General features: G+C 63.9%; 22 protein-coding genes and 1 tRNA gene. 7 read left to right on the plus strand and 16 right to left on the minus strand.

Annotation, left to right across the window (positions count from 1 at the left end):
- Positions 1 to 36: 36 nt before the first annotated feature.
- Positions 37 to 672 (plus strand): lysoplasmalogenase, encoded by a 636-nt coding sequence (locus tag JJ896_12985; GenBank protein ID MBO6780561.1) that lies wholly within the window; start codon positions 37 to 39, stop codon positions 670 to 672.
- Here JJ896_12985 and JJ896_12990 read toward each other — a convergent pair.
- Positions 658 to 1,629 (minus strand): isoaspartyl peptidase/L-asparaginase, encoded by a 972-nt coding sequence (locus JJ896_12990; GenBank protein MBO6780562.1) that lies wholly within the window; start codon positions 1,627 to 1,629, stop codon positions 658 to 660. The two genes, JJ896_12985 and JJ896_12990, sit on opposite strands and share 15 nt — an antisense overlap.
- Before the next feature lie 32 nt (positions 1,630 to 1,661).
- Here JJ896_12990 and JJ896_12995 point away from each other — a divergent pair, with 32 nt between their 5' ends.
- Positions 1,662 to 2,402, plus strand: coding sequence for a phosphatase PAP2 family protein (locus tag JJ896_12995; protein ID MBO6780563.1), 741 nt, complete (start codon positions 1,662 to 1,664; stop codon positions 2,400 to 2,402).
- A gap of 459 nt (positions 2,403 to 2,861) precedes the next feature.
- Here JJ896_12995 and JJ896_13000 read toward each other — a convergent pair whose 3' ends face one another.
- The 5 genes from JJ896_13000 to JJ896_13020 form a co-directional block, all read right to left on the minus strand.
- Positions 2,862 to 3,797, minus strand: a complete 936-nt coding sequence (locus JJ896_13000) for a threonylcarbamoyl-AMP synthase (GenBank protein MBO6780564.1) — start codon at positions 3,795 to 3,797, stop codon at positions 2,862 to 2,864.
- 23 nt (positions 3,798 to 3,820) lie between these two features.
- Positions 3,821 to 6,868: an efflux RND transporter permease subunit gene (locus tag JJ896_13005; protein ID MBO6780565.1), complete on the minus strand. Its 3,048-nt coding sequence runs from the start codon at positions 6,866 to 6,868 to the stop codon at positions 3,821 to 3,823.
- Between the two features lie 2 nt (positions 6,869 to 6,870).
- Positions 6,871 to 10,125, minus strand: coding sequence for an efflux RND transporter permease subunit (locus tag JJ896_13010; GenBank protein ID MBO6780566.1), 3,255 nt, complete (start codon positions 10,123 to 10,125; stop codon positions 6,871 to 6,873).
- Between the two features lie 18 nt (positions 10,126 to 10,143).
- Complete coding sequence (locus JJ896_13015; protein MBO6780567.1) at positions 10,144 to 11,223, minus strand: efflux RND transporter periplasmic adaptor subunit; 1,080 nt, start codon at positions 11,221 to 11,223, stop codon at positions 10,144 to 10,146.
- A gap of 150 nt (positions 11,224 to 11,373) precedes the next feature.
- Positions 11,374 to 12,741, minus strand: coding sequence for a polysaccharide deacetylase family protein (locus JJ896_13020; protein ID MBO6780568.1), 1,368 nt, complete (start codon positions 12,739 to 12,741; stop codon positions 11,374 to 11,376).
- An 86-nt stretch (positions 12,742 to 12,827) separates the two neighbouring features.
- Here JJ896_13020 and JJ896_13025 point away from each other — a divergent pair, with 86 nt between their 5' ends.
- Genes JJ896_13025 through kynU form a run of 3 tightly spaced genes read left to right on the plus strand, consistent with a single transcriptional unit; the run spans position 12,828 to position 16,021 of the window.
- A complete protein-coding gene (locus tag JJ896_13025) occupies positions 12,828 to 14,105 on the plus strand; it encodes an HD domain-containing protein (GenBank protein ID MBO6780569.1) in 1,278 nt (425 codons plus the stop codon).
- A complete protein-coding gene (locus tag JJ896_13030) occupies positions 14,105 to 14,800 on the plus strand; it encodes a cyclase family protein (protein MBO6780570.1) in 696 nt (231 codons plus the stop codon). Before JJ896_13025 ends, JJ896_13030 begins: the two co-directional genes overlap by 1 nt.
- Positions 14,801 to 16,021 carry a kynureninase gene (kynU, locus tag JJ896_13035; protein MBO6780571.1) on the plus strand — a complete coding sequence of 407 codons (1,221 nt, stop codon included), beginning with the start codon at positions 14,801 to 14,803 and terminating at the stop codon, positions 16,019 to 16,021.
- Here kynU and hpt read toward each other — a convergent pair.
- The 8 genes from hpt to JJ896_13075 all read right to left on the minus strand — a co-directional run bounded on the left by hpt (position 16,018) and on the right by JJ896_13075 (position 23,084).
- Complete coding sequence (hpt, locus tag JJ896_13040) at positions 16,018 to 16,584, minus strand: hypoxanthine phosphoribosyltransferase (GenBank protein ID MBO6780572.1); 567 nt, start codon at positions 16,582 to 16,584, stop codon at positions 16,018 to 16,020. The genes kynU and hpt overlap by 4 nt on opposite strands.
- Positions 16,585 to 16,605: 21 nt before the next feature.
- Positions 16,606 to 17,934 carry a tRNA lysidine(34) synthetase TilS gene (gene tilS / locus JJ896_13045; GenBank protein ID MBO6780573.1) on the minus strand — a complete coding sequence of 443 codons (1,329 nt, stop codon included), beginning with the start codon at positions 17,932 to 17,934 and terminating at the stop codon, positions 16,606 to 16,608.
- A complete protein-coding gene (gene mutL / locus JJ896_13050; GenBank protein ID MBO6780574.1) occupies positions 17,931 to 19,742 on the minus strand; it encodes a DNA mismatch repair endonuclease MutL in 1,812 nt (603 codons plus the stop codon). Before mutL ends, tilS begins: the two co-directional genes overlap by 4 nt.
- 16 nt (positions 19,743 to 19,758) lie before the next feature.
- A complete protein-coding gene (locus tag JJ896_13055) occupies positions 19,759 to 19,959 on the minus strand; it encodes a hypothetical protein (GenBank protein MBO6780575.1) in 201 nt (66 codons plus the stop codon).
- A gap of 114 nt (positions 19,960 to 20,073) precedes the next feature.
- Positions 20,074 to 20,868 carry a phosphatidate cytidylyltransferase gene (locus tag JJ896_13060; GenBank protein MBO6780576.1) on the minus strand — a complete coding sequence of 265 codons (795 nt, stop codon included), beginning with the start codon at positions 20,866 to 20,868 and terminating at the stop codon, positions 20,074 to 20,076.
- Positions 20,865 to 21,221: a hypothetical protein gene (locus JJ896_13065; protein MBO6780577.1), complete on the minus strand. Its 357-nt coding sequence runs from the start codon at positions 21,219 to 21,221 to the stop codon at positions 20,865 to 20,867. Before JJ896_13065 ends, JJ896_13060 begins: the two co-directional genes overlap by 4 nt.
- Positions 21,218 to 22,162 (minus strand): CPBP family intramembrane metalloprotease, encoded by a 945-nt coding sequence (locus JJ896_13070; protein MBO6780578.1) that lies wholly within the window; start codon positions 22,160 to 22,162, stop codon positions 21,218 to 21,220. The genes JJ896_13065 and JJ896_13070 overlap by 4 nt, the downstream gene beginning before the upstream one ends.
- Positions 22,163 to 22,268: 106 nt before the next feature.
- On the minus strand, positions 22,269 to 23,084 hold the full coding sequence (locus JJ896_13075) for a hypothetical protein (protein ID MBO6780579.1): 816 nt from the start codon (positions 23,082 to 23,084) through the stop codon (positions 22,269 to 22,271).
- 145 nt (positions 23,085 to 23,229) lie between these two features.
- On the opposite strand from JJ896_13075, the gene JJ896_13080 reads away from it, so the two are divergent.
- Positions 23,230 to 23,303: transfer RNA gene (locus tag JJ896_13080), tRNA-Arg, on the plus strand.
- 359 nt (positions 23,304 to 23,662) lie between these two features.
- Here the strand turns inward: JJ896_13080 and JJ896_13085 are convergent.
- Positions 23,663 to 23,833, minus strand: a complete 171-nt coding sequence (locus JJ896_13085) for a hypothetical protein (GenBank protein ID MBO6780580.1) — start codon at positions 23,831 to 23,833, stop codon at positions 23,663 to 23,665.
- Between the two features lie 65 nt (positions 23,834 to 23,898).
- Here JJ896_13085 and JJ896_13090 point away from each other — a divergent pair, with 65 nt between their 5' ends.
- On the plus strand, positions 23,899 to 24,861 hold the full coding sequence (locus JJ896_13090) for a galactose mutarotase (protein ID MBO6780581.1): 963 nt from the start codon (positions 23,899 to 23,901) through the stop codon (positions 24,859 to 24,861).
- Here the strand turns inward: JJ896_13090 and JJ896_13095 are convergent.
- Positions 24,828 to 26,132 (minus strand): dicarboxylate/amino acid:cation symporter, encoded by a 1,305-nt coding sequence (locus JJ896_13095; protein ID MBO6780582.1) that lies wholly within the window; start codon positions 26,130 to 26,132, stop codon positions 24,828 to 24,830. The genes JJ896_13090 and JJ896_13095 overlap by 34 nt on opposite strands.
- Between the last annotated feature and the right edge of the window lie 25 nt (positions 26,133 to 26,157).

The raw sequence follows: 26,157 nt of genomic DNA on the forward strand, positions 1-26,157 counted from the left end.
CTAATTTATCCCGACCCCCCGCCTGCTACAACCCGAATGACCGTCCCTCTGCTTTCGATTCTGGCCCTCATGAGCCTGGTCGTTCTCCTGCGTGCGTACCGGATCGAATACGATGCCGTGGTCTACGCGGCAAAACCGCTGACGCTGCTCGCCATCGGCCTGATTGCCTACTTCAGCTGGCCGCCGGTCTCCACGATGTATCAGAAGGCGATTCTCGTTGGTCTCGCGGGGGCTCTTCTGGGCGATGTGCTCCTGATGCTCCCGAAGGATCGCTTTCTCGCGGGGCTGGCTGCGTTTCTGATCACGCACGTCGCGTACGGAGCCGCGTTCGTCTCCCGACTGGAGCTGATTCCTGTGCTGCCGTTCCTGCCGTACACGGTAGCCTCCCTGTTTGTGCTGCGTCTGCTGTGGCCGCACACCAAGGGCGTGCGCTTTCCGGTCGCGCTGTACACGATCGCGCTCGCCGCCATGGCCTCGCTTGCATTCGGAGTGGCCATGACCGTTGGTGGTGCTTCCGCCTGGTTCGCGGCGGCGGGTGCAGCCCTGTTTGTGCTGAGCGATGCGGCGTTGGCGTTCGACCGGTTCGTAGGGGCCTTCGGCGCGGCTCGTACGGTGATACTGACCACCTATTTCGCCGGCCAGTGGCTGATTGCCCTCTCAGTCGGTCTTTGAACGAAACTCCAGCTTGCTCCAGGCCCCGGATCCCGGAGACCAGCCTGCACGGGCCATGCGCGGCGTATTGTATGCCCAGGCCCCGTCTCCCTCCGCGGTCAGCAAAATGATTCCTGCGGTGGCGTGATCACCCTGGGGATTGCGAATCCGGTCCCTCAGCCGCGTCAACTCGTCCAGGACGGCGGCCTCCGGAGCTGCGCCGCGCGCGACCTGCTCCACGGCCCTCCCGCACAGGCCTGCCGCGGCGATGGCCTCACCCCACCCCGTGCCGCTGGCGGCAGCCGAGTGATCGGCGTAGTACCCGCTACCCGGAAGCGGAGAATCCCCAACCCGGCCCTCCGGGCGGAACGGCGTGCCGCCCGTGGACGTCGCGGCAGCCAGGCGGCCCTGGTGGTCCCGAACCACACAACCCACCGTGCCACGAGGCATGGGCGTCTGGAAGGCGTGTGAAGTGTGGAAACCCGCCTCCTCCCGAAGGCGGTCCCAGCGCTCTCGTTCGCGCGGGTGAACCAGCGACTCCGGGTCGCACACTTCGGCTCCGTGGGCTGACAGGAAGGTCTCGGCAAATGAGCCCGTCATGAGTCTCACCTGACCGTGTCCGGCGTCGCGCAATAGCGCAGCCGCGCGGATCGGATGCCGCAACCGGGACACCGCAGCCACCGCTCCAAATGCGAGATCCTCTCCCGTCATCACCCCCGCATCCATCTGGACGAGGCCGTTTCGTGTCAGGACGGACCCCGCTCCCGCATCAAACACGCCGCAAGCCTCCATGTGACTGACGGCCGCGACGGCAGCAGAGAGGGCATCGCCCGCCTCTTCCACAACGCGGCGAGCCTCCTGCAGCGCAGCTTCCATGCCCTGCAGGTGGGCCGTGGTTTCATCGGCGGGAATGTCCCAGGCACCTCCGTGCACCAGCACGGCGGGACCGGGATCAAGAGCAAATACGCCGGAATGCATGACCTTTCCTCGCACGGGGCTAATATATCGGCGTGCGTCTCGTTCTGCCGCTCATACTGCTGCTTCAGGTTGCCGGCCAGGCCCGCGGTCAGGCGCCCAACGATCCGTTTCGATTTGTGGTCTGGCCGGTCGAGGATGTGCGAGCGCTGACCGGCAGCGTGTCAACGCGGACGGTGATTGCGGTGACCGGAGCGGCAGCGATTGTCGGGGTGTCCGCACGATTCGACGATCAGTTTGCCGGACCCGCCCGGCGTTGGGACGGCAGTCCGGTGCTGCGCGTCGCGCAGGAACTCGGGCATGCACGTGCCATGCGACCCGCGCTGGCCGTCCTGTTTCTGGGGTCCCTGATGCAAAATGATACACGCCTCCAGGACGCCTCTTTCACCGGATTGGAAGCGGTGATCGTTGCCAACCTGGTCACCAACTCGTTCAAGGCCGCCTTTGGGCGCTCGCGGCCCTACGAGGGTGACGGATCGCGGCGGTTCGCCCCGTTTTCGGGCCACCGATCATTTCCCTCCGGCCATGCGACCACTGCATTCGCGGCGCTGACGCCATTCGCCAGGTATTATGGTGGTGTGCCGGCGGTGGTGCTGTACGGTGCGGCGGCGGCCACCGCATTCTCCCGGATGGCCATTGGTGTGCACTGGTTCTCCGACGTCCTGGCCGGCAGCGCCATCGGCTTTGCGACCGCCAGCGCACTGACGCGACTGCACCGTGGGCGGATCCGGCTGAGCGCGGGGCCGGGCGGAGCGGTGCTTGCGGTGCGACTGTGAGGCCTTTGGGCGAGGCACCAAAAAAGAAAAACCGCTGACCCCACGAAGGGAGCCAGCGGTTGATCTATCTATCTGAAGAGCGCCTAGCCAACCAGAGCGGCGAGGGCGGTCAGCACCACGATGGTGGTGCCGACATACGCCAGCTGCTCGGGACCAGTCTGCATGCGCTCGCGCTGTGATGCGGCGTGCATGATGTCCTCACTCGTTATATGTAAAAGAAATCGGGCGCACTTCCCTCCCCGGGAGCGCACCCGCTTTATGTAGATCACATGCCTGTGATACGCTCCGAAATCCGGGATGTAACAGGGCGATCCGAATGTTTGCCCGAATGCACGGACCCTTCATCCTGAGGCGTGAAGGGACCTGGAAGCGCTTTTGCACAGCGGCGCCGTCCGTGCCGGGCCAAAACAGCCGGCGGCCTCCGCGGCCCGAGTCAGCCCGCGGCCTCAGCGGCGCAACTCAACCCGCGGCCTCGGCGGCCCGACGTATCCGGTCCCGAAGTGCCGTGCCCAACCCGCCCTCGGGAGGAAGCTGACAGTGCACTTCGGCGAGGCCTGCCGCGTCCACCTGCCGGAAGAAGTCATATAGCTCGTGGGCGTACTGCCGCTCGGACTCGACGACGAGCTGCATGGCGTAGCCAGTCGGGGGAGTCACCATACCTACCCAGGCCGCGCTCGCATCGGGGCGCGCACCCTCGACGATCCGTACACGCGCACGTGGCGCGTAGTGGGGATGCCGTGTGCCCGGGCTGGCCTGTTCGCGATCCCCGCGCGCCTGGACACCTGCGATGACCGAACGCAGAGACTCCAGGCTGATGCCCCCGGCTCGAAGGATCGCAGGAGGATCCACGACGCAGTCCACCACCGTAGACTCAATACCCACACCGGATCGCTCCCCACGCAAAACGGCGTCCACCCGCCCGTGCAGTTCTTCGGCGGCGGCCTGCCACGTCGTCGCGCTCGGACGACCCGACCGGTTGGCGGACGGTGCGGCCACCGGCACCTGGGCCGCACGAATGAGAGCCAGCGCAGTCGGGTGAGCCGGGATGCGCACGCCCACCGTGCCCAGACCCGCCGTTACACCCGGAGCCAGCCGCTCATCGGCCGGCACCACCACCGTAAGAGGCCCTGGGGCAAAGACTTCCAATAGCCGGGATGCAGAGGCGGAATGACTGCGAGACACCGAGGCCAGGTCCGCCGCATCAGACAGATGCACAATCAACGGGTTGTCGGCAGGACGACCCTTCGCGGCAAAGACCGCATCGACAGCCTGCGCCTGCGTCGCATCGGCTCCAAGGCCGAACACGGTTTCCGTGGGAAAGGCCACAAGGCCACCGCCGCGGATGATTGCGGCGGCCTCCTGGACATCGTCCGTGATGATCGTCTTGCGTGACACGGGCGCATATACGCCCGGCCGGTTCAGCGGATGCCGCCCTGCTGGACCCGTGCTTCCCGCGCCGTCCGCACGCCCCAGCGACGCACATCGTCCAGGAAGACATAGATCGCCGGCAGGATGACCAGCGTGACGAGCGTCGAGAATGTCAGCCCACCCACAATGGCCCGGGCCATCGGGAAGTACGGCGGACCGTCACCTCCGATCTGGGTGGTGCCCAGGCACAAAGGGACCAGGCCGAGCACCGTAGTCGCTGCCGTCATGATGATGGGCCGCATGCGGTCCCGGCCGGCCTGCACAATGGCCTCGTGACGCTCCAGGCCCTCGGACCGCAGGTGGTTGATGTGATCTATCAGCACGATGCCGTTGTTGACAACCACCCCGATCAGTACCAGAATGCCGATCCAGGCCATAATCTGGAACGTGGTGCCGGTGGCCAGGAAGAACCAGAACACACCCACAATCGCAAAGATGATGGACGTCCAAATGGCTGCCGGGTGGATCAGGCTTTCGAACAGGGAGGCCATCACCAGATAAATGAGGACCAGCGCCATGAGCAGATTGACCAGCATGATCTGTTGGCTCTGCGCCTCGTCGTCGAAGCGACTGCCGTACCCCCAGCCGTAGCCCGGCGGCAGCTCCATGCGTTCCATGGTCTGACGAATGCGCGCGTACCCCTCATCCTGCGTGATGCCGTCCAGGAAGAGGATCACGCCCATGGAGGTCACCCTGTTCTCGCGGTTGATGCCGCGTCGCGCCTTCCGGGACTGGAAATCTGCGAGCGCCGCCAGACGAACCTGCTCCTGGTCCGCCGTCTGCAGCGGCAGATTCCGAAGGTCATCCATAGAGCGCTGGTCCCGGTCCTGAAACTCGATGCGCAGGTCCACTTCGCCTTCCGGCGTGCGAATGCGACGCAGGTTCTGCCCACGCATTGCCGTGGATACGGTCTGGGCCACCGCCTGCGTGCTCAACCCGTGAATGCGCGCCCGGTCCCGGTCCACGACCACCTGGATTTCCTGGTCGTCAATCTCGGCCTGCGAACGCACGTCCTTGAAGCCCTCCATGCGATCAAACATCTCCGCCACCTCGCGCGAGAGTTCGACCAGTTTTTCGCTCGACTCTCCGTGCAGCAGCACGCGGAGATTCTCTCCCGTGATGCCGGAGGACCAGTCGAAGGCCGGACGGGCCAGCGCCAGCTTGGGGAAACCCTCCCGGATGCGCTCTTCCAGGACCTCGATGTCCGTGTCGCTGTCCGGATCCAGCAGCAGATCTGACTCCGCGTAGTTGCCGGTGTAGAAGCTGTAGACATCCTTGATCTCGAAGCGCTCCTTGTTGGCAAAGAGATACTCCTCCATCTCGTCGACCACCTTCTCCACCTCCTCGACCGTGTACTGGCCCTGGATGTTGTAGATGATCTCGATTTCCCGCTCCCCTTCATTGTCGGGGAAGAAGTCCATGTTCACGAGCGATGCGGGGATCGCCACACTGAGCAGCGTACCCACCACCACGGCGGCGGCGAGCTTCGGCTTGCGCAGCAGGCGATCCAGCAGTGTGGCATAGCGCTCGGTCAGCCAGTCGATGGAACTCGCCTTGGCGGTTTCCGGCGGAGGCTTCAGCCGTGACGCTAGCAGCGGCACGACCGTCAGCGAAATCAACAGCGATACCACCAAGGACACGTTGATGGAGACCGCCACATGCTTGAGGAAGAGCGTGACCTCGTCAGCCTGACTCACAATCATGGGCAGGAAGACAATCGCCGTCGTCAGCGTGCCCGCCGTGACGGCGAGAGCGACTTCCTTCACTCCGCGCAAGGTGGCCTGCATCGGGTTGCCCGGGTCCATGCGTTGATGACGATGGATGTTCTCCGTCACCACGACGGCGTTGTCCACCAGCATGCCGACCGCCAGCATGAGGCCCATCATGCTCAGGATATTGAGCGAGAAGCCCAGAAAGTAGAGCGCGCCGACCGTCACGAGGATGGAGATCGGCACCGCCAGCGTCACCACGAGCGTGGTGGACAGACGCCGGAGGAAGAAGAAGAGCACGATGAGTGCAAAAAGGCCACCCCAGGCTCCGGACTCGAGCAGATCCGTCAGCGAAGAGGTAATGCCGTCGGCCGCGTTGCCCATGAAATAGATGGAGATCCCGGCCATGTCGGGATCTTCCCCAACCTCCTCGAGCGCGACCTTGATGCGATCGGATACGGCCACTGTGTTCGCACCGGCCTCCTTGCGGACGTCGAGCCCCACCGCGTACCGGCGGTTGAGGTGTCGACCGTGATCCAGTTCCGGATCATCCAGCGTGACCTCGGCCACATCGCCCAGTCGCAGACCGTCCCTGCGAATGACCAGGTCCCGAACCTCATCAGCCGTACGGATCTCTCCCAGCGGACGAATCAGATAACGCCTCGGGCCGTCCGTAATCCGCCCGGCAGTCACAGAGAAGTTGGCGGTCTGCAGTTGCCCCAGCAGCATCTGCAGATCCACGCGGTGCGCGGCTACACGGTCGGCAAGCAGCTCGATGCGGACTTCACGGCGATTCACACCGTACAACTCCACCTGTGAGACGCCTTCCACGCGCTCCAGCACCTGCTTCAGCTTGCGATCCAGGAGTTCGTACGCGCCGGAGAGGTCTCGTTCGGAGGACAGTCTCAGCTGCAGAATCGGAGCGTCCGCCATGTTGAAACGCTGCACGAACATGCGCTCCACATCGGCCGGGAATTGATCCCTGACCGCATCCAGTCGTTCGCGAACCTGGATCGCCTTCAGATCGGTGTCGGCGCCCCAGTCGAACTCCATGAAGATGTTCGCGCCGGACTGTCCTGAGTTCGAGTTCAGGCGCTTCAGGCCGGGCACCGTGGCCAGGACCTCTTCCGCCGGACGCGTGATTTCCCGTTCCACCTCCTCGGGTGTTGAGCCCGGGTATGGAATATTGATGTTCAGAAACGGCGCCGAGACCTCAGGAAACAGCTCCAGCGGAACCAATCGGCTCGAGATGAGGCCGATGACAACCATGCACACGAAGACCATCATGGTGGTCACCGGGCGCTTCATGGCGAGTTCTGGCAGGTTCATGGCTACCTCGTTCTGTCGAGCACCGCGTACATGGTCGGAATGACCAGCAGCGTCAGGGCCGTGGATACCACCAGACCGCCAATCACGGTGATCGCCATCGGTGCGCGGATCTCCGCGCCTTCTCCGAAACCGATCGCCAGGGGCACAAGGCCGAGCGTGGTCGTCAGGGTGGTCATCAGAATGGGCCGGAGCCGCTGGGAACCGGCCTCGATGATCGCCTCAACCTTCTCCATGCCACCCGTGCGCAGCTGGTTGATCAGGTCCACCAGTACGATGGCATTGTTCACCACAATGCCGGCCAGCAGGATGAGGCCGATAAAGACGACCACGCTTACCGTAGATCCGGTCACCCACAAGGCCAGGATGGCGCCGACAGCCGCCAGGGGGATGGAAAAGAAAATGACGAAGGGGTGCAGCAGGCTCTCAAACTGCGAAGCCATGACGAGATAGACCAGGAAGACCGCCAGCAGGAGCGCCAGAATCAGCGAACGGAAGCTGTCCGACATCTCCTGGTTCTGTCCTGCAATGCGCACCGAGGTACCGGGAGGCGTGCGCACGGACGCCATCGCGGCAGACAATTCCTCTGCGGCAGCGCCGAGATCGCCGTAGCTCAGATTGGCGGTGACCAGGGCCACACGCTGCTGGCTTACTCGGCGGATCTCACTCGGACCGAGGCCGACTTCGAGGTCGGCAATCGCGTTCAGCGTCACAGGACGCTCCGACTCGGGATTTACGATCAGGTCGCGCAGCTGATCGACCGAGGCGCGATCCTCCTCACGGGTGCGCACCAGCACATCGATCTTGCGATCGTTCCAGGAGTAGCGCGTCGCCACGGACCCGCGCACATTGGAGACCAGACGGTCCGCCACATTGGAAACAGATAACCCAAGTGCAGCCGCCCGCTCCCGGTCGAAACGGATCTGGACCTCCGGATGACCCACCTCCATGGTGGATTTGACGTCGGTGAAGCGGTCTGATTGCCGTAGCCGGCCCGCAAGCGCCTGAGAGACCAGTTTGAGGTCATCGAGGTCGTACCCGGTGACCTCCAGCTCGACCGGGGTACGGAAACTGAAGAGTGTCGGTCGGGCAATCTTGTACTGAAGCCCCGGAATGCGACCGAGCTCGCCGCGAATCGTATTGACCGCCTCGGCCTCGCCGAGCTCACCGGATCCGGTGGCCAGGGCCACATGCAGCTCACCCCAGTTCTCCCCGCCCTCTTCAGGGTTGGAGTCCATGCGGTTGCCGCTGCCCGATACGGAGAACGATGCGCGCACGTTGGGTGCGGCTGCGGCCACGCGCTGCACGCGAGCCATCGCCGCGTCCGTCTCGGTCAGGGGCGTGCCCGGGGCAAGCTGCATCTCCACATTGAACTCGTCCTGCGCGAGCTGCGGGATCAGTTCGATGCCCAGGCTTGGAATCAGGGCGATGGATCCTGCGAAGATGCCGATCGCTACCAGCAGCACGCCGGCCCGGTGGTCAAGCGACCATACCAGCGCGGGTTTGTAGCGCGCGGCGATCATATCGAAGCCGCGGTTGAAGCCGCCTGCAATGGGCTTCATCACAAAGCCGGACGCCTTGCCGATCCCCTTTCCGGCGAGGAAGGCGCCGCGTGCGATGTAGAACGGAATGCGATTGACCAGCACGTGCCGAACCTTGCGCACCCCCCGGCCGAACCGGGTCCTGGCCGGCGGCCTTTCCGGCACCTCGAACACCTTCTCGGCCCGGCCGCCGAGCGAAGCGAGCATGGGAATGAGAGTGATGGCGACGATCAGCGAGGCCAGAAGCGAAAAGGTCACGGTCAGCGCCTGATCGCGGAACAGCTGCCCGGCAATACCCTGCACGAACACCAGCGGGAAGAACACGGCCACCGTGGTCAGCGTGGAGGCGATGACGGCGCGACCGACTTCGCTCGCGCCCTTCCTGGCGGCCTCCAGTGGCGGCTCGCCGCGCTCCCGGTGTCTCGAAATGTTCTCGAGCACGACAATCGAGTTGTCTACCAGGAGGCCGATTCCAAGCGCCAGTCCGCCAAGCGACATGATGTTCAGGGTCAGGTCGTACCCGTACATCATGTTGAATGTGGCGATGACCGAGACCGGTATGGACACCGAAATGATCAGGGTCGCCGCGAGATTCCTCAGGAACAGGTAGAGCACCAGTACTGCAAGCAGACCACCGACAATGCCGGCATTGACCACATCGTCCACCGCACTGCGGATGAAGGTGGACTGGTCGTACACGTTCTCTATGCGTACCCCCTCGGGGAACAGGTTCTGGGTGCGATCCAGGCGTGACTTGACGGCATCAGCCACGGAAACCGTGTTCGCGTCACCTTCCTTGTAGACCGCGAGTTCCACGGCCTCCCGGCCGTTGATTCGCGTGATCGCTTCCCGCTCCTTGTAGCCCATGCGCACATCGGCCACGTCCCGCAGGTAGATCGGCCGGGCCTGCCGGGTCTCGACTATGACGTCGCCGATCTGGGAAACCGTCTGAAACTGATTGACCGTGCGCACCAGGAACTGCTGCACACCTTCCTCCAGCCTGCCCCCGGACAGGTTGACGTTCTCCGCGCGGATGACCTGGACGATGCGTTCGATGGGGATTCCGAGCTGGGCCAGCTTCTCTTGGTCCACCAGAATCTGCACCTCATCCTCGAGCCCGCCGCTGATCTTGACGGCAGCCACGCCGAGCGCAGCCTCCAGCTCTTTCTTCAGCTGCTCGTCCGCGAAGCGTCGAAGCACCTTTAGGTCCTCGGTGTCTTCGCTCGCATCCTCAAGTGCCACGGTTTGAACCGGGTTCTCTCCCGCGTCCGCCCGTCGCACGTCAGCCTCCATGTAGAGGGCGTAGCGCATCACCGGGTCAAACGAAGGATCGAACCGAAGCAGGACCGGCCGCGTGGCCTCCAGCGGAAGCAGCAATGCGTCCAGGCGCTCTCGCACATCGATGGACGCCATATCCATGTCCGTGCCCCACTCGAATTCGAGCACGACATCGGACTGACCGGTTCGGGAGACGCTGCGCATCTCCTTGACGTTCTTGACGACGCCGAGGGCCTCCTCAACCGGCTTGGTCAGGAGGTTTTCAATCTCGACCGGCGCGGCGCCTTCATACTCAGATCGAATGGTCAGCGTCGGATACGACAGATCCGGCAACAGATTCAGATTCAGCCGGGACAGGGAAACCGAGCCGAACAGGGCCACGGCCACCGTGAACATGGCAATGGTCACCCTTCGCCGCGTGGCGACGTCAATAATCTTCATGGCCTGCTGGGCTTCAGGTCAGCGAATGACCTCGACGCGCGAGCTGTCGCGCAAGTTGGTCTGACCGGTGGTGATGATCTCCGTGCCCGCGGTGACTCCGCTGAGCACTTCCACAAAGCGGTCATTCTCGAATCCTCGGACCACCAGCTGCCGGAAGGCAGTGTCATTCTGCACGACGAATACGGCGGACTCGTCATCCTGGGTGAGCACGGCCTGTTTGGGCACCAGTACGGTCTCTGCATGCGTGTCGTAGACAATGCCGATGCGACCGAACATGCCGGGTTTCAGGCTGCCGGAGCGGTCGCGAATCTCAACCGTGACCTTGAATGTGCCCGTGGACGCATCGACCACGGGGGCAATGCGCAGGATGCGGCCCTGAAATACCTGCTCCGGCAGTGCATCAACACGCACCGTAGCGTCCTGGCCCACCTGGAGTTTGTTCAGCTCGCGCTCCGGCACGTGCATTTCGGCCAGGAGCGGATTGAACGACGTAATGCGGAAGGTGGGCGAGAAGGTCTGCACCATGTTGCCCACTTTTACCATGCGACTGGAAACCACGCCAGCAATCGGGGCGCGCACCGTCGTGTGCTCCAGGGCCAGCTTCGCCAGATCGAAGGCGGCCTTCTGGGTGTCGAAGGCATACTGCGATCGCTCGATCTCTTCGGCGGAGATCAGCTGGCGCTCGAAGAGCAGCTTGTTGCGCTCCAGCTCTCCTTCCAGGCGCTTAAGCTCGGCCTCGGCGCGTGCAACCTCGATGGCCAGACGCTCATCATCCAGTTGAGCCAGCGCCTGTCCCTTGCGGACGTAGCCGCCTTCTTCCACATAGATGGCTGTGACGATGCCGCCACTCTTGGCGACCACGTCGGTTTCGTCATCGGCCGTCAGGGTGGCAGTGCCGGAGAAGAACGCAGAGATATCACCTACGGAAGCGGCGGTGGTCTCTACAGGAAGCGCCGGTACTTCCTCTTCTTCCTCGGTGGGGGCTCCTTCGGCGTCACCGTTGCAGCCCGAAATGATCAGCGTGGATCCAGCGAGCAGGGTGACCAGGAACAGGGAGAGCAGGGCCTGCGGGGCGGGCCGGCGAATGGGTTCGTTCATGGGGAGCGCAGTGCGTGGGTCGGTGTGCAAGGCACGTGGACTACGGGTGGCCTCCGCGAAGTGTTACAGAAGGGGTGTCCGCAAACGGGCACTTTGTGGTGCTCGAGGCGGCAATCAGCACCAGCTGTCGGCGCCCGTGCGACGGTGCCGTCAGCCCCAGACGGTCAGTGCTCCGGCAAGGGATTCGATGGTTGCCTCCTGCTGGATCGCCAGATCCAACGTTCCCAGAAAGTGACTCCCCCATCCGGGATAGTCCATCTCGTCCCAGAGCACATTGTGCCAGAGCGCCACGCACGCACCGCCGTGCAATCGCACACGATCGATGAGCTTCGCCGTGGCCTGGAGTGCATACTCAGCATTCAGGCCGCGGCGGTTGAAGAGGGCCGACTCCATGAGCGCCAGGGGCAGCTCCTGAATCGGCTCAGGCTCATTCCTGACATGATTCCAGGGCCGAAACGGCAGACAGGTTCCGTTCCTGAATCCGGCCGCGTCAGGAAAGCCCAGCGTGGAGTCCACCCCAAACCCGGCTTCGGCATAAGCAGCCGCCGTAGTAGCCTCCTGCCAGCGAAGATAGTGGGAGCGCACACTGCGCAGAGGCTGCTGCACGGCCAGCCGCAAGGCCTCCACCTCCCGGCGCAAGTATGCCGGATGATTGTAGGCGTGAAAGGATGGGTGCAAGCCGATGTCGTGGCCGCCGGCCTTCAGGGCCTGCACTTCTTCGAGCGCGAATGGGCTATCGAGCCGGTACTCCACGTCGTGTGCGCTCGTCGCTCCCGTCTTGAACAGGACCGAGAGCCTGCCTGATCGGGCCTCAACCTCCTGCCGCATGCGTCGCAGGGCACGCTGAAACGGATCCTGGCCCGGCAGACTCTCCCTCAGCCCCCGAACCAGACGGCCCGGTTGACGCCCTGGACCTCTCCCGAGCAGGAGGTACTCGACCAACTCGCGCCACCAGATGCCTGCCCTCCATTTGCGCAGGTAGTCGACATCCGTGGTGGGCACCAGGCACCAGCTGTTCGTTCCCCACCGCCGCCGCTGCACGGGCACACCGATTGCCCGCAGCCGCTCGGCCAACCAATCCCGCAGCTGATCCACCGGCGCCTCCTTTAGGAGACCGCGCTCCTCAAGCAAGCTGCCGGCTGCGGTCACCCGCCCAAACCGATCGCGGCTCGGGTTGGCCTGGTAGTCACATCCTGCCAACCAGTAGAATGCACTGGCGATGGGGTCTCCGGCAAATACCCACGCCGGAGCCCCGGCCGAATCGGTGCCTCGAACATTTGACGTTATGCGACCCGGCGTATCGGGGTCGAGAGGAATGTGGAGGTAGTGATCGCCGGGCGGCTGCCCGGTCCCGTACCAGATACCGCCGTCAAGGTCTGCGTCCGGCCTCAGGTCGAGCGGCAGCAGCAGGGTTTCCAGGGCGTACCAGGCCTGCGCCCTGTACGGCTCCCCGGCCTGCACTCGACAGCCGATGCGCTTTCTGGCTTGCAGTGGGGCTGTTGGGGCGTGTTTGGGCACTGAGGGCTACCTTCTGTCCGGGATTCGGCCGTTGGCCGGCCTGAGCCGGGGCGTAAAAATCCGTATAACAGTCCGCCACGCCAAACTTGTCGAGTCGAATCACGCTTTTCTCCGATCCGGTGCACGGTTTCGTCTCCGTGCCCCGTGGCGATCTGTTTGACCTGATACAGACGCCGGAGGTGCAGCGGCTGCGCCGCATCCGCCAGTTGGGCGTTGGGTACATGGTATTTCCAGGCGCGGAGCACTCTCGCTTCGGGCATGCCCTGGGTGCCATGGCGCTGATGCGGGACGCCCTGAAGACGCTGCTCGACAAAGGCACTGACATTCCCCCGGAAGAGATCTTTGCAGCCTCCGCCGCCGCGCTGCTGCACGACATCGGCCACGGACCCTTTTCCCACACGCTGGAGGACGTGCTCATCGAGGGCTTTGAACACGAAGCCATGAGCCGTGAGCTCATTGTGTCCCTGAATGAGCGCTTCGGAGGCAGACTGGGGCTGACGCTGCAGATCTTCGACGGCGACTACCACCGTCCCTTCCTGCATGAACTGGTATCAAGCCAACTGGACATGGATCGCCTGGACTACCTCAGGCGGGACTCATACTACACCGGCGTGGTGGAAGGACGCGTCGGCATCGGCCGGATCGTGAAATCGCTTCGCGTGACGCCGCAGCAGATGCTTGCCGTGGAGCACAAGGGCCTGTACGCGGTGGAGAGTTTCCTCATCGCGCGGCGCCTGATGTACTGGCAGGTATACCTGCACAAGACCGTGGTGGCCGGCGACCAGGTCCTTCGCTCGGCGCTTCGGAGAGCCCGGGATCTCGCCTGCGAGGGCCACCCGGATGTGCTCGACGCGGCCGCTCCGCCGCTGAGACCGTTCATCAGCACGACAGTGAACGCCGCCGATATCAAGGAGCCGGAGATTCGGGATGCGTATGCCTCCCTGGACGACTCGGACATCCTCTACTCGCTCAAGCGATGGGCTGACTCGCAGGACGCCATCCTGGCAGACCTGGCCTCCCGCTTCCTGGATCGCCGATTTTTCCGCACGGCCGTCATGCCGCGACAGCCCCGCCCCGCCCATCTCGAGGAGTACCGCGACCAGGTCCGCCGATGGATGTCGGACCAGGGACTACCGGTCGATTCGGAGCGTGATTGCGACTACTACTGCAATTCGGGTTGGCTGCGCCACAGGGCTTACGATGCTGAACAGCATCCCATCCGGGTTCGCATGGAGGAGGGCATTCAGGAGCTGACCGCTGCGGCCGACTCGGAGGCCATCGCCTCGCTGGCCAACGTGGAAAAGAAGGCCTTCGTATGCGGACCGAAGGAGGTCCCCTTCCGCACCAACAGGGTGCCGGCCTGATGCCGCTTTCGCTGGTCCGTTTCTACATCAACGGCGCCGCCTGGGTGGCTGACCTGACCCGACCCGCCGTGCTGGCGCGCCCCGTCGCGTTTGAGGGCGATCGGGAGACCTGGATGGGAGCCCATCCGGCCGGAAGTGAGCCGATGCGCTCCGGAGATTTCGTGGGCAGCGTAGCACAGGGTGGCCCGGTAAATGCCGCTGTACTCACGCTCACACCGCATGGCAACGGCACCCACACCGAAGGCATCGGGCATATCACGCGTCGAGCCGACCCGGTTCGCGTTCCCGCGGCTCCATTGCCTGCGTCCCTGGTGACGCCCCGGGGAGATCTGGTCGCAGCGCTGGACCGTGCCGAGTCCGGGTTTCTGGAGGCCGTCGTCCTGCGCACGGGCGCGCAACCGTTGGACCCGGACCACATGCGCACACTGCTCAAGGCAGGTGTGCGGCATCTGATCGTTGAAGCGCCCTCCGTGGATCCCGAGGATGACGGGGGTGCCTTGCTGGCCCATCGGGCCTGGTGGGGGGTTGAGCCGAGCGGGACGGCGACGCACTCGCCGCGGACCATCACGGAGCTCGCGGCGATTCCTGCTTCTCTGGCAGACGGGCCGTACCTGCTCAATCTTCAGGTCCCTGCCCTTGAGACCGATGCCGTTCCCAGCCGTCCCATCCTCTACCCCGTGGTGCGAAGTCGATAGATGGACCTTACGCTGGAATCGGCCTACGAACTCGATGCCGGGGATGCACTCTGGCGACAGCGAGCACGCTTCCTGCGTCCGGGCGACGACGTGATTTACCTGGCCGGAAACTCCCTCGGACTCCAGCCTAGAGGCGCGCGCGCACTCCTGGATCACCGTCTGCGGGAATGGGGCGAGGCCGCGGTGCTGGCCTGGCACGACTCTGACTGGATGGAGGTCGAAGACGCCGTTGCGGCGAGTATGGCACGAATCGTCGGTGCCCGCCCCCACGAAGTCGCAGTCACCGGCACGCTTACGGTGAACCTGCACCTCTTGATGGCATCGTTCTACCGCCCCGCAGGCACGCGGACGGCCATCCTCATGGAGCCAGACGCGTTTCCCAGCGACCAGTATGCTGCCGCAGGACAGGCCGCCTGGCACGGCCTGACTCCCTCGGAGCACGTACTGACAGCCGAGGCCGGTACGGACGAGGGACTGATTGAGGCACTGGACAGATTCGGAGACCGCATCGCCCTGGTGCTTCTGTCGGGTGTCAACTATTACACGGGACGGGTCTTTGATATGCAGCGCGTGACTGAGCACGCGCGTGCTGCGGGCTGCCTGGTGGGCCTGGACCTGGCCCACGCCGCGGGCAATGTGCCGCTCTACCTGCATGACTGGGACGTGGATTTCGCAGCCTGGTGTGGATACAAGTACCTGAACGGGGGCCCGGGCGCGCCGGCGGCGTTGTTCGTTCACGAGCGCCATCACACGGCGGACCTGCCTCGCCTGGCCGGTTGGTGGGGCCACGATCCGGCGTCCCGATTTCAGATGCCGGACAGATTCCTCCCGGCCCGCGGAGCATCCGGTTGGCAGGTCAGCACGCCCTCGGTGCTCGCGCTTGCACCCCTTCAGGCATCCATGGCCATGTTTGACGAGGTCGGCATGCCGGCACTCCTGGAGAAAAGCCGCAAACTGACGGGGTTTCTCTCGGAGCTCATCGTCCACAAGTCACCGGCTGTCGAGATCATCACGCCTCAAGCCCGAGGTGCACAGCTTTCCCTCAAGGTGCCCGGGGGACGCGCCACGTTCGACGCCCTCAGGGCGCTGGGCGTTGTCTGCGACTGGCGGGAGCCCGACGTGATTCGGGTCGCTCCCACACCCTTCTACAACGGCTTCGCCGAGATGGTGCGATTCGTCGATCGACTGGAGCGCGCGCTTTCCGAGGCCGGACGCCCCTAGTCGTCGTCCAGGATGTAGATGTCCGCCAGCTGACGACCTACCTGCGCATAGTCCAGGCCGTAACCGACGACAAACAGGTTGTCGATCTCGAAGCCGACGTAATCGAGTGACAAGGGAATGCGGGTGGCATCCACTTTGTGAAGCAGCACGGCCGTGCGTACTGAAGCCGGCTTCAGTTCCTGCATTTTGTCCATCAGGAACTGCATGGAAAGGCCCGTATCGACGATGTCCTCCACCAGGATGACATGACGCCCCTCGATATCGGCATCCAGTGACTTGAGTTCGTGCACCTTGCCACTCGAGATCTTCGCGGCACCGTAGGAGGACAGCTTGAGGAAGTCCACCTCACACTCGATCGAGAGCTCACGCATGAGGTCGGCAAGGAAGATGAACGCTCCGTTCAGCACGCCGACCAGGATCGGCACGGTGCCATCCAGGTCCCGGTCTATCTGTGCGGCGATCGCACGCACGCGGTCGGCGATCACATCGCGTGTCAGGTAGGGGCGGAACCGATCGCCGTTGATGACGACGGAGTCAGAGGCGGTCTTCAAAGTGGACTGCATGGAGCAAGGTATGAACAGCTGTTATTCGGCAAGCGCAGAGAGACGAACCCAGGTGGTGCCGGATTTCTCCGCGTCCGATAGCCACATGGCCCGAATTCCCGGAATCCAGACCACCTGACCGTTCACTTCGACCACCGGAAACGATGCGCGGGCGAACGAGGGTACCCGCGAGTCGGTCAGCACGTCCTTGACCTTGGTCGAGCCGTCGCGAATCGCGATGCGATCTCCCGGCCTCCAGGGGCGCACCAGAAACGGTCCCTGAAACGGCACCGCCGCCCCCCAGGAGACTGGCTCAAAGTAGTACGATGCGCTTTGCGCCCGGAACGCCAGGCGACCGAAGCTGGCACCACGACCCCGCTCGAAGAGAAGCTCGGAGTCGGGATGTGTTGCCCGCGAGAGAACGGCCAATCCCTCCCGCTCGCGCCACACCTCACCTGATCCGACCGTCACGCGGCGGCCCGGCTGCGCGTCCAGCAGGCCCAGCACGGACAAGGCGGTATTTTCGTCGCGAGGGCCATCAATACCGGCCTCCTGAAGAGCTTCAAGGACCAGACGGCCTTGCCATTCCAGGGATTGCGCCGCCAACCCGTCGAGGTCCAGCAAGACGCCTTCGGCCTCCAGATGGGTATCCGGAAGCGGCCGCATGACCTCGTTGAGCAGGGCTTCAGACATCGGGTTCAGGGTATCGTCGAGTAGTCCACGGAGCAGTCGCGCCGATCGGGCGACCGCTTCGGGTGCGTGCTCGCCGAAAATATCACGCACAACCGGCATGACGCGGGCTCTCAGGGCGTTTCTGCGGTAGCGAAGGTCGGAGTTCGACGGATCTTCGACCGTCGGCAACCCCAGCCGCTCCACGACGGCCCGCAATTCCGACTTCCTTGCCTCCAGAAGGGGACGAATCAGAACCAGATCAGGCGATCCGGGCAGGGGCGACACGGGCGCCATCCCGGCCAGCCCGTCCGGTCCGGTACCGCGGAAAAGGTTCAGCAGGACGGTCTCTGCCTGGTCCTCAAGGTGGTGTGCGGTTACGACATGGAATGCTCCGTGCTCGGCAGCCGCGTCGGCCAACGCGCCATATCGAGCATGCCTCGCTGCCGCCTGAGGCGACCCCTGGACGGGCACGTCGACGCGCCGCAGGTCAAACGGCACTCCGAGCGCGCGTGCAACCGCCTCGGCAGTCTGGGCGTCCGCGTCCGCGGATTCTCGAAGACCATGGTGCACGTGTACACACACAAGGTCCCGGTCGTCATCGGCCAGCAGGGCAGCCAGCGCCACCGAGTCCACGCCCCCCGAGAGAGCCACGATCAAACGCCCGCCGTTCGGCAGCGTGCTGCGGTCGAGCAGACTCACGCCCGTGAGCCGAACCGCCTGGCCAGCTCCTCAGCGGTGATGCGGATCAGGGTCGGGCGGCCGGCAGGACTCGTGTAGGGCTCCCTGCACTGGAAGAGCTGATCGATGAGCGAACGCATCTCGCGGGGATCCAGCGGTGCATCACTGGGCACCGCGCTGCGGCGGGCCATCGCCCGGGCCAGCATCTCCCGAGGCGACAGGCGCAGCCGCTGCACGAACGACTTGTACTGATCGAGCACCTCTCCCAACACACCGCGCTCATCGCCAGGCCGGATGTCTGCGGGCAAGCCACGCACCATCACGCTCTGACCGCTCAGGACGGCCAGGTCGAACCCGATGGCACGCAGATCAGGCAACAGACCCTCCAACAGAGCGAAATCCGCGGCGCTGAAATCCACCACCGTCGGGAAGAGGAGCTGCTGACTCAGCCCGAACCCATCTTCCAGCGCTTTCAGCGCACGCTCAAAAATGACGCGTTCGTGAGCCGCATGCTGGTCCACGATCAGCAGCCCGGATCTGATCGGCGCGACCACGTACGATCCCAGAATCTGCCAGACGAGGCGTTCAGGCTCGACGACGGCATGCTCTTCGGCCTGCTCGGCGGGCTCCGGGCCCGCTGTCGGGGCGTAGAGGGCCTCCGACACCGAACCGGGATCCGCAGCGCGTGGTGTCGTCGGCGACGACAAGGCCGGGTACCCATCTTCAGACGATTCAGAGCCGGCCAACAGATCTACCGCGCCGGCATCGTCAAAGCGCAGTACGCCTGCCCCCTCGGACAGGGCCCGGCCCACCACCGCCTTGAGCATGCTGTAGACCCCCCGCTCGTCATCGAAGCGAACCTCCGACTTGGTCGGGTGCACGTTGACGTCCACATGCCGGGTGTCGACGTCCAGCACTATCGTGAAGAACGGGAACGTGCCCTCGGGAATGAGGCCGCGATACGAGTTGTAGACGGCGTGCTCCAGATAGCGACTGCGGATGGGTCTGCCGTTCACCAGGAGGAACTGCTCTCCCCGATTGCGCTTCCGGACTTCAGGTTGCCCGATCCAACCGCGCACGCTCAGGTAACTGGTTCGCTCCTCGACCCAGAGCAGTGACTCCTGCTCGTGGGCAAACAAATCCCGAATACGTCCGGCCAGGGCAACGGGCCCATCGCCCGTGCAGGCCTGAAGGGCGAGCACCTCCCTGCCGTCCGCCGCCAGGCTGAATCCCACCGAGGGGTGCGCCAGCGCCAGCATTTGCACCGTATCGATGATGTGGCTGAACTCGGTAGCCTCGGATTTCAGAAAAGCCCGGCGCGCGGGCACATTGTAGAACAGCTGCCGCACGGCGACGGACGTTCCTGTGGGTTGCGCACATGGCTCGACGGCTCGCTCGTGACCACCCTCGACGCGCACCAATGTGCCCACCTCGTCCTCTGCACGTCTCGTTTTCAGTTCGACGCGGGCCACAGCGCCGATGGATGCCAGGGCTTCACCCCGAAAGCCGAGTGTGTGAATGCGCTCCAGATCGTCGAAGTCCCGGATCTTGCTGGTAGCGTGTCGCTGGAAGCACCGCACGGCATCCCCGGCCGACATCCCCGATCCGTTGTCGACCACCTGAACCAGCGAACGGCCGCTGTCTGCGACAATGATGTCGATGCGGGTGGCGCCCGCATCCAGGGCGTTTTCCACCAGTTCCTTGGCGACCGATGCGGGGCGTCCGACCACCTCCCCTGCGGCGATCTTGTTCGCCAGGACATCCGGCATCACCCGGATGATGCCTTGCTCGGAACTCGAAACGTCTTTCTCTTCGGTCTGCCCGGTCATCAAGGGCGGCGGAGGGTCAGAGGGTGAGGTACATCCAGACGGCAAGACCCAGCAGCAGGAGGAAGTAGATCAGCCCCGCAGGGCTGCGGCGACGCACTTTGGACTGAATCCTCATGCGACGTTTGAGGCGCTCCTCTTTCTCGGGGTTGTAGTACCGCGGCTCGTAGGAAAACTTGCGATGCCGGGCGCGTTTTCCGGGCGTAAACAGACCCATCATTCCCTCCCTGCAGGATCAGGTTCGGCTTTACCGGAAGACCCGCGCATCGTTCCGTAGTTGCCCCGCGATGTGGGTAAATCGGGGGTAACGCGGTTGTGGCGGCGAGCGCCGCTGCTAGCGGGCCAGCGTAAACAGGTAGGCCGCCGCTACCGGAGCAACAAACATCAGGGCATCAAACCGGTCCAGAACGCCACCGTGTCCTGGCAGGATGCTCGCGGAGTCCTTGCGGTTCGAAGCGCGCTTGAAGCCGCTCTCGAACAGGTCTCCGGCAGGGCCCAGCACCGAGACGATGGCCGCCAGCGCCAGCCAGTGCGGGTATGCCAGTCCTCCGCTCCATACCGTGGACAGCACTCCCGCGGTTATGAAGGCACCCAGGGCACCTCCGATGGCCCCCTCCCAGGTCTTCTTGGGGGAAAGCGTCGGGGCCAGAGCGCGCTTGCCGAACGCGCGGCCGGCGTAGTAGGCGGCTGTGTCGCCGACCCACATCAGAATGACCAGCCCCATCGTAACCGGGAACGGATCCCACGCGACCGGCGAATGCGGAATGCGAATGACAACCAGCGCCGCCAGGAACGCACACGGGTAGATGATGCCGAAGAGTGAGCCTGACAGGGTCGAGAGCCAGAGCGGACCCTGTGCGCGGTTGAGGTACCAGGTGAGGGAAAGGATGATGAGCGGCGGAATGAGCCAGATGGCGGGCGGCCATGCGGGCGCGAAGATCATGGACAATCCGGCCAGATAGGCCGGGAGGTTTCCGGGGGGGGACCCCTCCTCGGAGAACAGCGCGAACGCCTCTTTCTGCCCGGCGAGAGCGATGACCGCAATGAACCCTACAAACGGCCATCCCCCCAACCATGTCAACGCTACGAAGAGCGGAATGCCGATCAGGGCCGTGACGATTCGCTTCAAGCCGGGTCCTCCGGGGGACTCAGGTTGATGTGCTCGGCCCCGCTGTCAGCGATCACGTCTCCCTTGGGCGGGGATTCCGGATCGGCGGCCAGCGCGACCGCTGCCAGTTCGTCGTCTGTGAGCGGCTCCGCGGACATGACATGCCGCACGGCATCCACCTGGTCCTCCGGCACGTAGACGTGGACACGCGATAGGGAGCCGTGTGTCAGGTTGAAGGCGTGATCGCGCAAGGTCAGGACGACCGCCGGGATCCCCGAGTCATCGAGTCGATCACGAACCAGATCCGCCTCATAGTCCGTGCCCGAGTTGAATACGGACACCCACCCCTCGATTTCGCGCGTTCCCTTGCTCATGCGCCTTCCTCCGCTCTGCCCATGCGGTGCATGGTCCTGACGATCAGTCCGAACACCACGACGGCTCCGAGCACAATATAGATCGGCACGTCCATGGTTTCGATGTCCTCCAGGGACATCCCGTCAGAGGAAGAAATCCAGGCTCCAAGCGCTACGGCAAAGCCATTGTTCGCGAGGTGTACGAGAATGCCCGGCACCAGGCTGTTGGACCGCCAGACGACATAGGCCATGTACACGCCGAGCATCGAGAGCGGCAGGGCCTGCGTAATCCGGAAGTGATACAACCCGAACACTACACCGGAGAAGATGATCGCCGCGAGCCAGCCCGAAAACATGCGCTCCGCCTGCCGTTGGATATACCCCCGGAAGAACAATTCCTCGCAGAGGGCCGGCGTAATGGCCATCGTGAACAGGGTGAAGAAGAAGCCCAGGTTGGTCGCAAGGACCTGCTCGATCAAATCCATCTGCATCTGCTCGAACTCGCGGATCCCCTCCGGCCAGGGCAGGCCGTCCATGATGGAACCGGCCCACTGCACGATGGGAAACAGCGCAACAAGTCCTGCGAGCGAGAGCAGGGTGATTGCAAGACCAGACCCTCGCAACCTCAGCATGGCAGCGGGCCTGGAAGTGTGGAGTCGGGCAAACAGCCAGCCGAGTCCGAGCAGGCCGAGAAACTGGCCCACCGTGTTGGCAATCAGGAACTCTGAGGCAAAGGTGGCCACGAGCGTGGACGTGTCCATGCCCGCCATCTCGGTCAGCTGGCCGGTTGCCGCGAGCACGGCGACCAGGACCACGAGAGAAATGCCCTGAAAGGCGACAAACCCCAGGATGAGCCCGACCGCAATGGTCAGACCCGGCCCGATGCGATTGCGCTCAAGCACGCCGTCCAGGGGAAAGGCGCGGTCTTCGGAAACGGGAGCTACCTCCGGAATGGGCTGCATACGGGTTCGGGTTTGAGGCGCGAACATACGGACGCGCCCGACGGGAGGTCCCACCGGGCGCGTCTCACGTGGAGAGGCTCAGACCCCACGTCCATGGTAGCTGTTGTCAGGCCACGCCGTTGCGTACGCGGGTGTCGCTCATCTGGCGGCGCAGGCGATTGACGATGGTGCGCAGGCGGGTGTAGACGTATTTCTGGTTGTCGAACTTCATGACCTTGGCTATCTGGTTCGCACGCATGCCCTGCTCGTAGCGGAGCTGGATCAGGAGTTGGTCCTCGGCATCCAGACTGCCGATGGCGCGCTGCAGGTTGGCCAGGTTCTCTTCATCGACCCCGTCGCCCTGTGCGTCCAGCAGGGTGGACTTGTCGACAGGCTGGATGCCAGCCTCGGCCAGGTCCTCAAACGAGACCATGGGGCGGTTGGCTCGGAGCGCGGCGAGCAGGTGCCAGCGCTTGTTGACGGACAGGAGTTCATTGATCGTCTGCACGTCGCGGGAGACGTCCGACGTGGTGCACGGCATGCGGTGTTTGCTCTTGATGAGCTCCGCGATGTCGTCGTGCGGCATCTGCTCCTGGTAGTAGTATTTGAAGACGTGGCGCTGCCGCTCATTGAGCTTGGAGATCACCGACTGGGGAGCGGAGACCACACGCTGCTTGCGGAAACGGTCCCGGCAGGCGTTGGCGACAACCACGCTGAGCCACGGCGTGAGCTCGCTGTTGATGCGGAAGTTGCGCAGGGCCTGAAAGTCGGCGTTTCGCAGACGTTCGCAGATGGCCGTATAGGTTTCCATGATGTCGTCCGGATCCTTAAGGAACCGGCGAATCATGCGCAGGATGACGGGGGTGTACTGGTCCAGCAATTCGTGGTAACCAGTTTCAGGATCCGTCTTGAAACGCTGGATGAGGGCTGTATCGCTGCTCATAGACTGCGGAAGAGCCCCGCTTGCGCCGGCACCGGAATGCCGGGGTACATCGGCCGGTTGGTAACGCAAGTCGGGAACGGTTTCGGGTTTTGCTCACAATCCGCTCCTTGACCACCCTCAGTCGATCACGCTATTTTGCCCATCTGCGCTTGTAGCTCAGTTGGATAGAGCGTTGGATTCCGGTTCCAAAGGCCGGGGGTTCGAATCCTCCCAAGCGCGCATGGTGAAGCCCGATCCGCCGTAGGCGGGTTGGGCTTTGCCATATTTTGCTGGGCGGATGAGAACCCCAACCAGGGTTCGTGACGAGCGGCTGCGAAGCAGACGCGACTCACGAGCCGAAGGCGAGTAATCCTCCCAAGCGCGCTGCTAAATCCTTGTCCGCCATCGGCGGGCGAGGATTTTGCATTTTGTCTGGGCGGATGAGAACCCCACCAGGGTTCGTGACGAGCGGCTGCGAAGCAGACGCGACTCACGAGCCGAAGGCGAGTGGCCGAGCAGACGCGACCTGCAGCATGACGCAGGTCCCATCACCCGAGCCGCAGCGACCAAGGGCCGCACCCGGAATCCAAAAGGGTGTGTCAAGGAACTGCCCGATCCGTGACGAACTTGGTGCCAGCGTCCTCCCTTCCTCCCTCCGGGGCGCGGTCGTACCAGTATTTGTCGCTTTCCTGCTGCTCGACCTCCGATTCGTGACCGATGTCCGATTTCTGGTAGCCCGAATTCTCGCTTCGGGACCCAGATTGAGACATCTTCTCACCGCTCGATTTCGCGCCGGTCTCATGGCCGGCACCACGAAACCTCTCTGCGTCCCCAGGTGAGACTCGATCGTATCCAATTGCGGCTTCCGAATGGCTTCTGCGCAGAGCTGACCAGTCTGGGCGCCACCCTGATGGGCCTCTATGTGCCCGGAGTCTCCCACTCCCTGGTGCTGGGCCTGCCGGAGCCGGAAGACTACGCGGGGCCGCACCCTTTCATCGGTTCGACGGTCGGGCGATACGCCAATCGCATCGCACACGGCCGTTTCTCGCTGGATGGCAGGGACTATGTGCTGCCGACAAACAACGCACGGCACCATCTGCACGGCGGGCCGGAAGGATTTCATGCCCAGATCTGGCGCACGCTCTCCCAATCCGATCACGAGGTCGTGTTTGCTCACACCAGCCCGCACGGGCACGCTGGATATCCCGGCAGACTCGACGCCCGGGCCACGTATCGCCTCGAGGAGCCTTTTCGGCTTGTGATCGAATTTGAGGCACGCTCCGACCGGCCCACTCCGGTTTCATTGACGCACCATGCCTACTTCAACCTGGCGGGAGCCGGCGACGTACGCGATCACGAGCTGACACTGTCCGCCACACACTACACCCCGACGGATGAAGAACTCATCCCCACCGGTGAGCGGGCGCACGTGGCGGGCACGGTGCTCGACTTTCGTGAGCCGGCGGTGATCGCGGATCGCGTCGGCGCTGAGGGCCTCGACCACAATCTGGTGCTCCCTCCGGATGCCTGCGTTCACGCCCGGCTGCTTCACCGGGAATCCGGAGTGGGCCTCACTATCCGGACCAGCGAGCCGGCCATGCAGATTTACACCGGCCAGCACCTGGATGACCCGGCCGCCGGCGCCCACTTCCCGGCCTACGCCGGTCTGTGCCTGGAGCCGCAACAGTATCCGGACGCGCCGAATCAGCCCGCCTTCCCATCGCCCGTACTCAGGCCGGGTGATGTCTACCGAAGTCGAACGGTCTACGAGGCCTCAGCCAACGCCCCCGCGAACTGATCCTCGCTGGCCGCGACGACGGTCGCCACCGTCAGGTCACCGGTCACATTGGTCACCGTGCGACACATGTCCAGAATGCGATCGACCCCCAGGATGAGGGCAATGCCTGCTGCGGGCACGCTCACCGATTCCAGAATGATCACGAGCATCACGATCCCGGCACTCGGCACGGCGGCTGTCCCGATGGATGCGAGGACCGCCGTGAATACAATCGTCAGCTGCGCACCCAGGTCCAGGCCGAGGCCCAGTGTCTGTGCAATGAAGACGGCCGCGACCGCCTGATAGAGGCCGGTGCCGTCCATGTTGATGGTCGCGCCGAGCGGCAGCACGAAGCTCGATACTTCTTCCGAAACGCCGAGCTCCTTCTCGGCCGTCTCCATGGTCACCGGGAGCGTGGCTCCACTTGAGGACGTAGAGAAGGCGACCAGCTGCACCGGAGTAATCTTGCGCAGGAAGTCGCGCAGCTTGATGGGCGTCAGGAAGCGCACCATCGAGAAATAGGTCAGGCACATGTGCACCACAAGGCCCAGAAGAACCGCGATGCAGTAGTAGCCCAGCGCCGTCAGGAGCTCGATGATCTCCCTCAGGTCGTCGCCCGCAATCGACACGATGGTGTCGGCCATGAGCGCGAAGACACCAATGGGCGCCATGATCATGATGATCTCAACCAGCTTGATCACCAGGTCGTTGAACGCCTCAAAGACATCGTATAGCGTCTTGGCCTGCGCCGCCGGGATCATCAGCATGCCGATGCCCAGGAAGATCGCCACAAAGACCACCTGCAGCATGTTGCGGTTGTTGGCGGCCGAGCCGAAGAAGTTTTCCGGCACCATGTCCACGATGGGTTGCAGCGGCCCCCGCTCCTGAGCCTCCAGCGCGGCCCCGGTGCGACTCATGGCATCCTCGGCGTAGGTCTCCTGCAGCTGATCTCGCATTTCCGGCGGAACCGTGTCGCCCGGACGCATGAGGTTCACGACCGTCAGTCCAATGATCAACGCGATGACCGTCGTGGCAATGTAGATGGCGATGGTCTTTCCCCCGATCCGGGACAGCTTCTTCAGGTCCGACAGGGACGCCACGCCGGTCACCAGCGAGACGATGATCAGCGGTACGGCAATCAGCTTCAGCAGATTGATGAAGATGACCCCGAACGGCGAAATCCAGTCCGTGGTGAAGTCACCCCAGCCCGACGACGCGGCCACGATGCCGAAAAACACCCCCAGGACGAGACCGATGATGATTTGCCAGTGGAGCTTCTTGTACCAGGGCATGGTCGAGGGGCTTGGGCTAGAGTGG

It is taken from the genome of Rhodothermales bacterium, from assembly GCA_017643395.1.
Classification (GTDB): Bacteria; Bacteroidota; Rhodothermia; order Rhodothermales; family UBA10348; genus JABDJZ01.